Raw genomic sequence first — 8,482 nt, forward strand, 5'->3', positions numbered from 1 at the left:
GTGACCATGCTAGAGTCAGAAAAACTTATCCAGATAGTACAATCCTGGCTAGGCTACATCAGGTTAGAAGAACTGACTCAAGCTGAGGTCGAGCGTTCTTCAGATATCTATTCAAAAGTAGTAGATAAGGGAGTGCAGCTTGTTGGCAACAAGCTACTGTTAGATAGCGAAGTATTTACACAATTCCAGCAACAGCAACAAGTAGCCAAAAGAGGGAACAAAAATGATGTTCAGATGGCTGTTGCTTTCCCACAAATCTATATAATCAACGGCAAGGGCAAAGAGCAAAAGCTGAAATACCTGCCTCTTTTCACAATCGATATTTCGCTCATCTTTAAAGGTAATTACCGCAAAACTGGCTGGGACTTGACCGAGTACGAGTTTCAGCCAGTGGTTGTTAATTTGATGCGGCTGTACGGGCTAGAGGAGGAGCAAACCGAATCACTGATTGTTGCGTCAGGAATTGGAAAATTTTTAGAAGACACATTTAAAGGGAGATTCCCAACGCTTCGAGACTTTCTTGAACTGGTAGATTTACCCGAAGTCAAGTACAAAACCTCTCGACAACCTTATTTGCTACGCTGTGATTTTACGCCCTATAACGCTCTACTTAAGCAAGACATACAAGAAATATTCAAGGAACTGCAACAACCTGACTCTAAGGCTGAATGGCTAACGGAAACTCACCCAGCAATGCAGTACCTTTGGGGTCAGCCACAATTACCCAGAGATGAGGTGATGTTCTGGGGTGCTTTTCCCTCTCATGCACCTGATGAATTTCAAGCGTCTGTCCTGAAACACGCCCAAGAGAACTTACTAACTGCTGTTTGTGGGCCACCCGGAACTGGAAAAACGGAGGTGTTTCTGCACCTCATAGCCCAGCAAGTAGTAAATCGAGCGTTACGACTTGTTCAGGGTCTTGATGATGTAAATAATTTAATATTCTTTGTCGGCGCTAATAACAGCACCGTTAAAAAATTCCAACAACGACTGACTATAAATTCTCCTGCTCAACAGTTTTATCTTCCAGGCGGGAACCAAGCTAATATCCGTAAGTCAACTCTACCCAAACTGCAATCAACCCAAGATTGGCTGCGTCAGACTGAATTTAATCAATCTGCTTGGGAGCAAGCCAAACTCGAACTACTGCAAGCAGAAAGTCAAATTCAACAACTCATAGAGCAAGATCGCTTAAATACTGCTCAAAAAGTCACTGACTTTGAACGGCGATCGCAACTGGATGTAGAAATCCAATCACTCAATAACGAGATTGCTGTTACTGATTCCGAGTTACAAGCCCTAACTGAACAGCTATCAAATTTGGCTCCTTACGCAAATTTTCCCTTTGATGCCTACCAGCAGATACGAGAAGAGTTATCCCAGGCAGAACGAGAGCTACCAAAAGAGTCTGACTCCATCACCAAACGCGCCTTGAACTGGCTTAATGCTACTACCGATCAGCGAATTTTCCGCAGGTTGGCTTTGCGGATCAACGCTGCTGTGTTAAACACCTTGGCGACAGGGCATCCTTTTCAGACCCCCCTTGACCACCCTAGTTTAACCGCAGCCCAGGCTTCTGTTAACCAAAAACTAGATTTCTCACAACAATGGCAGAATCTTCACCAAAAAGTCACTGAAATTCAAACCCAGCTAACAGCTTTAAATAAAGAACTAGAGTTAAAACTTTTCAGACATCAACTTTTCCAAAAACAACTTGAAAGTTACCCACAAGGGGATTTCTACAATCTTTTTTACCGCGACCACCACCAATTACAGGTAGAACTGTTTCAACGTGCTTGGGCGTTTCTATTGCAAGAAGTTCTCCGACGCAAGGAGAGTGTTATGAGGGCATTGTCAACTTACGGTAGCGTCTTGACGGGAGACGGAGAGGCATTGCTCAAGTTAGAAACTGATAGTGATGCTATCTACCGTGACTTGAGCTTGATTTTCCCCGTTATTAGCTCCAGCCTGCAATCAATACGTAATATGCTGCCAAATCTTCAACCCAATAGCGTTAAGCTGGCACTGGTGGATGAGGCAGGTACAACTCTTATACATCAATTATTTCCCTTGCTGGTGCGATCGCAAAGGGCAGTAGTGGCTGGCGACCCCCAGCAAATTGAGCCAATCGTTAACCTTTGCGACGATACCATCAAACAATATCTGAAAACTGCCTTTCTGGATCGGGGCATGGGGAATGAAGACTACTATCGCTATGCCCCCACTGCCAAATACACAGCTACCGCTTATCATCGTGCTGCTGGTGCTAATGGCACAGAATCCGACTTAGGCAACGGCATTATCCTCTCTAATCATTACCGTTGCACCCCACCCATTATTCAGTTTTGCAGCCCCAACTATCCCGGTGGTCTGCAAATCCTTTCAGGTGATCAGCAGACTGCAACGGTCAAGCATCTGTTGGCTTACCACGTTGAAGGAAGCCACACCCATAATACCAATCCAGAAGAAATTGATGCTGTAGAAACTATAATTGCGTCCTTGCTAAAACATGGATACTCTACTAACTCGGATGACAACTCAAAAACAATTGGGGTGATGTCGCCGTTTTCGCAGCAAGCTAACGCGCTCAAGTATCGACTATCTAATCGGTGGCGAAACTTTTCTTGGGATGATATTGGCACAGTTCACACCTTCCAAGGTGGAGAAAAAGCAGCTATCATCTTCTCTCCTTACCAGTGCCACCAAGAGCATAGTTTTTGGTTCCTTAACCGGAAACCTAATTTACTGAATACAGCCGTTAGTAGGGCTAGAGAATTGTTTGTTTTGGTGGGCAATCTCAGGGAACTAGAATTAGCTGGCGGTGAAACCAAGCGGTTAGTTGAACACATTCGGCAACATGGAGAGATTCGCCCTATTAAATAAGTACTGACAAGTTGTTTAGCGCTTATTTAATGAGAATTCTGCTTGGAGATGCAACTTCTATTCCTCTATCGAATTCCACAAGCTAACGGGTACATACTTCGGATTTCTTGTTCAATTGTCCGTCTTCCTGCTTGTTGAAAGCGTGGGGTGTAAAGAACTGCAACGGCTAGTGTCCCCTGTTGGTTTCTTACCCAGCAGTTTGCTCTGTCGTGATTTTCAATTCTTGCCCTGACTGTGGCAGATTCACCTATATCTATCATCCAATACATACCATCTACTCTTCCGTCAAGAATGGCGTAAACGCCTGAACGGTTATCTAAGTTGCTTGTGTGTGAGTATGGGCCTTCAAACTGCCATCTTCCGATTGCAATAGTCATAAATTTACTCCTATAAGTCTTTTCGCTAATGTCAAACATCTTTTACATTTTCTATTATAATTAGGAAATATAGTTACAGCTACTTTGACAAATTTTAGTCCTCCAGCGAATAAGGGCAACTCAACTATGAAAGAGATCATCGCTGGCAACCTGATCCGCTACCGTAAAAGTCTAGGCTTGTCTCAAGAGCAACTTGCAGAACAAGCAGGGGTTACTCGCCAGAGTATTAATAACTACGAGAACGCCAAAACTTTACCAGACAGCAAAATCCTTTCTGCTCTGGCGAATGCTTTGGGCATTACACTCGATGACTTGCTACGCTCACAAGGTGAAGGACTACCCAACTTCCGGTTCCGCGCTTATGTAACATTCGACAAAAATGCCCAGTTTGCAGCCCAAATGCTACGAATGCTGCAAACTTATAACGCCCTAGAACAAGCCGTTGGCTTACCGACCTACACCCCAGAAAGTACACCTTGCCATCAAGTAGAAGGCAACGAAAAGCACATTCAGACAATAGCTGCTTTGTTTCGCCATCGCTTGGGCTTGGGAGATGCTCCTATTGCCAACCTGTTTCAGTCTGTAGAAGAAATCGGCTTAAAAGTTTTACGCCAGTCCATTCCTATTAAAGATTTCTTTGGTCTTAGTGCTTGTAGTGATATTGAAGGTGCTTTTGTTTTGGTCAATACCCATAACATCACCATTGAACGTCAATTATTTACCCTTGCACATGAAATTGGACACCTTATCTTCCATCGTGTAGAGTACCAAAACACTCTAATTGAAGAAGGAACCAAAGAAGAAGAAAAAGCACGAGAAAAAGTAGCTAATTACTTTGCTAGTCATCTACTTGTGCCTCAAGCTGAATTTGAGCGAATGTATACACTTACCCAAGATATTGTCAAACTCAAACGGCATTTTCGGGTGAGTTACTTAGTTATCTTGAATCGTTTAACAGAAATGGGAATTATTGATTTTGCTAAAGAGAAAGCCAAAATATGTGCTATTTATAAAAAGCAACATGATGGTGCATCTTTGCAAAACTCAATGGAATTACCACCAGCACTGCCTGCGGATGATTATCCAGAAAATGAACGTTATGAATTTCTAATTTGGCAGTCCTTAAAATTGGGCAAGATTTCAGAGATGAAAGCAGCAGAACTTCTCAACTTAACTGTTGAAAAACTGCGGGTGCGTCGTCAAGAAAATGAGGTTTATGCAGTCGCTTAACGGAACAATTCTTGACGCAACAGCACTCATTGATTTTCGCTGGCTGAACGAGTGGAGGTGGCTACAACAGCACTACAGCCCGTTGTACATTGCCCAGGAACTTCTAGACTCAGATCAACTGGAAACCCAAACTCGTCAAGCTGCTAACCAATACTTAACACCTCTGGCTCTTTCCACAGAAAAGATGTTTGCCAGTTTTCTGGAATTTAACGTTAGAGCGCCCCTTTTGAGTGTCGCGGATCGATCTACAATTGCCATTGCCCGTCATCAATTGCTGATTTGTGCTAGTGATGATGGGCTAGTTATTGAAACCTGCAAGGCATACGGTGTTGCCTACACCAGAACACTGCGATTATTAGCTGAGATGGTAGAGACAGGACACAAAACAGTGATAGAGGTGACGACAATGGCTGATACCTTAATCAACGAGAGGGGTAAACACATCTCTAAGAGAGTTTTGGCGGATTGGAAAATAAGTCTACAGAAGTATAGCACGAGCTAAAAAATCAATTTAGATTCCTTGCGTAATTCGATTGTTACGAAATGAATAGCTCCAACCTCGATTAATATATCCTTTACTTTCTTCGTTCTTCTTCCTTTCAAGTGTTTGCTGTCTTGAAAAATCTATTAATATCTCATTTCTCTCTTTGTGGATTGGTGCATTATAGTACTCAGATGCAAAACGATTGAGTAAATTATCATGCGTCAAAAATTGCTTTCCACGATTAATAGCAGTTGCCAAGATTAAGATGTCATTGATAGTATTACGAATATTCTCTTTACAGTTATGCTCAATAATGAACTGTGAAAATAGATATAAAGCTTGCTCGATTATTAATTTATTAAGAGAATAGCAATAGTAATTGCCGTCAATAATATACTTCAAGCGTTTTTTCAGATATTTCTGTTTCTGTTTTGGTAAATGAGAAATACTGATTTTATATAAATCGAGTTCTTTGTCATTGATAATTACAGAAATAGCTTCGTTCCCGAACTCACGATATGGTGAGAATTGGTTGCCAAAATCAATGATTACTTGATCTGTCCTTCGTCCGCCCATCTTAGCCCATTTAGGATTCCCAAAGTGATCAGAAATACTAGAGGAATTTCCTTCTAATTGGAGGAGATTTGGATATCTAGCTGGATGGATAATGTAATAGTCGGGATAATCTGCTTCTCTTGGTTGAGCTAAGAGAAACTCATTGGCTGTGATTGATGAGATCGCTAAGTTATGGTCGTGAATGTCGTACCCGAACCCTTTAAAGCAGTAAGAGAGTAGTTGTGTATCGATAATTGTATTCACAACTCAGTTATTTTTGGGAATATAACTATATATTATGGGACACAGTAAGCGGCACTGACCACTTTGTTAGCTCAGGTATGTTAGGACATGACACTCAACAATGAGAGAGTTAATTCTCTGCTCACTTGTATGAGGATTTATTTAATCTCTAACATTCGACTTTCTACATCGCACCGCTAGTTTTACGCCTAACAGGTGTGGCAACCCATTCAATCCAACCCATCCATCAATAGCTCAGACATCTCCAGTTGATCACGATTGCGGTTGTCGTCGTAAATTTGGAGCGTATTTAGTTTGGCGTGTCTGCTGAGTTTTTGGGCTTTGCGGACGTTGCCATCAGTCTTTTCAAGTACAGCAGTGATAGCACTGTGGCGGCAACGGTGCGGACTCATGTGCTTTTCAACACCAGCCCGTTTAAACAAGCGTTTTACTATTTTATAGATGCCATCCCCGGTTAGGCGGTGTCCAGAATTTTGGAAGTCAACCGAGGTAAATAACGGGCGGGACGAGGACATATCACCACCACGGGCAATCAGCCAGTCAGTAATCGCTATCACAGTGACTTTTGGCAGATTGACTGTCACTCGTACTTGCTTGCCCTTCCCAAAAATTGATAGCGTCCCTCTAGATGGGTCAAAATGTCTTACATCTAAGGTGCTAATCTCATTTCTCCTCAAAGCATTGCCCCACAGTAGGAGCAACAAAGCATAGTCCCGCTTCCCCACTAACGTAGAGCGATCGCACCCCTTAATGACTGTCAAAAATTCCTGCTCAGTTACACCGCTAGTGTCGTGGTATGACTGCACTGGGATACTGTCCACATCCACAGCATAGTTGCATACACCCAGCTTTCGGCCAAAAGCAACCAGAGATTTAATTGCAGCCAGTCGGCGGTTTATCGTGTTAGGTGCTAGTCCAGCTTCATTGAGTATGGATCTGTATTTAGTAACTACCAGGGTAGCCTTGTGTCCCTCCAGATGCAAAAACTCCAGGATAGAATCGCGCCCAGGTGCAAGCCCAGTCATGCGAGTAAAAAAATCGTTGATATCTTTGCGGTAAGCCCGACGGGTTCCCTCACTGTTTTTGGATTTAAGCAGTTCCTCCAACACATCGGGGTCAGAGTCAATGGAGCCAGCAAAGTATGCCTCAATTTTCGCACTGAGGGCATTTTCTAATTTTTGGACTACAACTAACTCGACGGATTCTGTATCTTTGCTCATGACCCCACCAAGGATTGCGGTATTGAGAATGGCAATTTCCAATACCGTTCTTCATTATGCAGCTGTTGGGGGTCAGGGTGATTGAAAAATTGGTTTCTCCATTAGTTGTGAATAGTTGCTATCAAGGGAGTGATATCAACGCTACCCAGCAGTAACAGATTTTCACACTTAGCAATCCTGAGTAGACTATTTTTAATTACTCATGACTCATTGACAACAGATCCTGTACTGCAATCCATTTCTAAGTACTTTGAGTAGTGAGTACTTTGATCACTATGAGGAGCTAATATAACTGAAATACTAAGATTTCCATTTTCACGGTAAGTAAGATCAACGTGAAGCACATCACCTGTGTCAGTTTCAAATATGACACTAGCCCAATCCTTACCTATTTTTGAAGAATTTGCTTCAATTCCAATATCATTAAGACCTAATTCAACCATTAGCTTTTTCCGATTCTCATGGTGATTGGGATTCTCCCTCGCTGCACAGGATTTTAGTCGTACTATTTTCATACATATCTCCTTACAAAGAATAGCCAGAAATTTTAAGTGCTTAATAGTTCAATAAACAAGATTACGTAGCATACTTAATACCTCTGAATCTGCTGAATTGAACTTAGCATCGAAATAACATATCCAACAGTTGTCTTGCCTAGTATTCCCACAACCCCGTGCAGTCTAACTATTAATGATTGCTGAGTGTTAGACATCTGACTTTTCCCGTTTTGGCACAGTCCTGCCGTGTATGGTTTAGTTTTTCCCAAACCCCCTGACGGATCAATCCCCAGTTTTTGTTTTCAGGGAATGTTGCCACCCAAGTCTTCCTGATGCCAAGCTACGTCATCATACCTCCACAACTTGATACCAGCCGTTCCATGAGCCTAAATCATCGTGATAGTAAGCGGTGTAAACATTGCCATCGTTGCCAGTGACCCAGAGGTCTAATCCCTTGCCGTCTGGGAAGCGTGCTAGTGCTGTCACTGGAGCACCCGCAGGCAACCCACTTGGTACGTTGCCTGCAATCTGATACCAGCCCTTCCATGAGCCTAAATCATCGTGATAGTAAGCGGTGTAAACATTGCCATCGTTGCCAGTGACCCAGAGGTCTAATCCCTTGCCGTCTGGGAAGCGTGCTAGTGCTGTCACTGGAGCACCCGCAGGCAACCCACTTGGTACGTTGCCTGCAATCTGATACCAGCCCTTCCATGAGCCTAAATCATCGTGATAGTAAGCGGTGTAAACATTGCCATCGTTGCCAGTGACCCAGAGGTCTAATCCCTTGCCGTCTGGGAAGCGTGCTAGTGCTGTCACTGGAGCACCCGCAGGCAACCCACTTGGTACGTTGCCTGCAATCTGATACCAGCCCTTCCATGAGCCTAAATCATCGTGATAGTAAGCGGTGTAAACATTGCCATCGTTGCCAGTGACCCAGAGGTCTAATCCCTTGCCGTCTGGGAAGCGTGCTAG

Annotated in this window: 8 protein-coding genes; 3 read left to right on the forward strand and 5 right to left on the reverse strand. The window is 43.2% G+C overall.

The window, feature by feature from the left end; genetic code table 11:
* Positions 1-6: 6 nt before the first annotated feature.
* The gene (locus G1O98_RS12620) at positions 7-2,883 is read left to right on the forward strand and encodes an AAA domain-containing protein (protein ID WP_163929135.1); all 2,877 of its coding nucleotides are present in this window, start codon (positions 7-9) and stop codon (positions 2,881-2,883) included.
* A 65-nt stretch (positions 2,884-2,948) separates the two neighbouring features.
* Here G1O98_RS12620 and G1O98_RS12625 read toward each other — a convergent pair whose 3' ends face one another.
* Positions 2,949-3,260, reverse strand: a complete 312-nt coding sequence (locus tag G1O98_RS12625) for a hypothetical protein (RefSeq protein WP_163929136.1) — start codon at positions 3,258-3,260, stop codon at positions 2,949-2,951.
* Between the two features lie 126 nt (positions 3,261-3,386).
* Between G1O98_RS12625 and G1O98_RS12630 the strand changes: the two genes are divergently transcribed.
* Positions 3,387-4,490, forward strand: a complete 1,104-nt coding sequence (locus tag G1O98_RS12630) for an XRE family transcriptional regulator (RefSeq protein WP_163929137.1) — start codon at positions 3,387-3,389, stop codon at positions 4,488-4,490.
* Entirely contained in the window at positions 4,477-4,992 is a 516-nt protein-coding gene (locus tag G1O98_RS12635) for a hypothetical protein (protein ID WP_163929138.1), read from the forward strand. Before G1O98_RS12630 ends, G1O98_RS12635 begins: the two co-directional genes overlap by 14 nt.
* 9 nt (positions 4,993-5,001) lie before the next feature.
* Here the strand turns inward: G1O98_RS12635 and G1O98_RS12640 are convergent, their stop codons facing one another.
* The 4 genes from G1O98_RS12640 to G1O98_RS12655 all read right to left on the reverse strand — a co-directional run.
* Positions 5,002-5,793, reverse strand: coding sequence for a hypothetical protein (locus G1O98_RS12640; protein ID WP_163929139.1), 792 nt, complete (start codon positions 5,791-5,793; stop codon positions 5,002-5,004).
* A 209-nt stretch (positions 5,794-6,002) separates the two neighbouring features.
* On the reverse strand, positions 6,003-7,055 hold the full coding sequence (locus tag G1O98_RS12645) for a tyrosine-type recombinase/integrase (protein WP_243458423.1): 1,053 nt from the start codon (positions 7,053-7,055) through the stop codon (positions 6,003-6,005).
* 158 nt (positions 7,056-7,213) lie between these two features.
* On the reverse strand, positions 7,214-7,456 hold the full coding sequence (locus G1O98_RS12650; RefSeq protein WP_163929141.1) for a hypothetical protein: 243 nt from the start codon (positions 7,454-7,456) through the stop codon (positions 7,214-7,216).
* Between the two features lie 402 nt (positions 7,457-7,858).
* Positions 7,859-8,482: hypothetical protein (locus tag G1O98_RS12655; protein WP_202985792.1), on the reverse strand; the 624-nt coding region annotated here is incomplete at its 5' end.

Origin of the sequence: Nostoc sp. UIC 10630 (assembly GCF_010747425.1) — a bacterium.
In the GTDB taxonomy this organism is placed as follows: domain Bacteria; phylum Cyanobacteriota; class Cyanobacteriia; order Cyanobacteriales; family Nostocaceae; genus Nostoc.

Excerpts from the sequence above, each read along its gene's own strand:
- G1O98_RS12650 (WP_163929141.1), bottom strand. The coding sequence starts at position 7,456 with ATGGTTGAATTAGGTCTTAATGATATTGGAATTGAAGCAAATTCTTCA.
- G1O98_RS12625 (WP_163929136.1), bottom strand. The coding sequence starts at position 3,260 with ATGACTATTGCAATCGGAAGATGGCAGTTTGAAGGCCCATACTCACAC.
- G1O98_RS12635 (WP_163929138.1), top strand. The coding sequence starts at position 4,477 with ATGCAGTCGCTTAACGGAACAATTCTTGACGCAACAGCACTCATTGAT.
- G1O98_RS12630 (WP_163929137.1), top strand. The coding sequence starts at position 3,387 with ATGAAAGAGATCATCGCTGGCAACCTGATCCGCTACCGTAAAAGTCTA.
- G1O98_RS12620 (WP_163929135.1), top strand. The coding sequence starts at position 7 with ATGCTAGAGTCAGAAAAACTTATCCAGATAGTACAATCCTGGCTAGGC.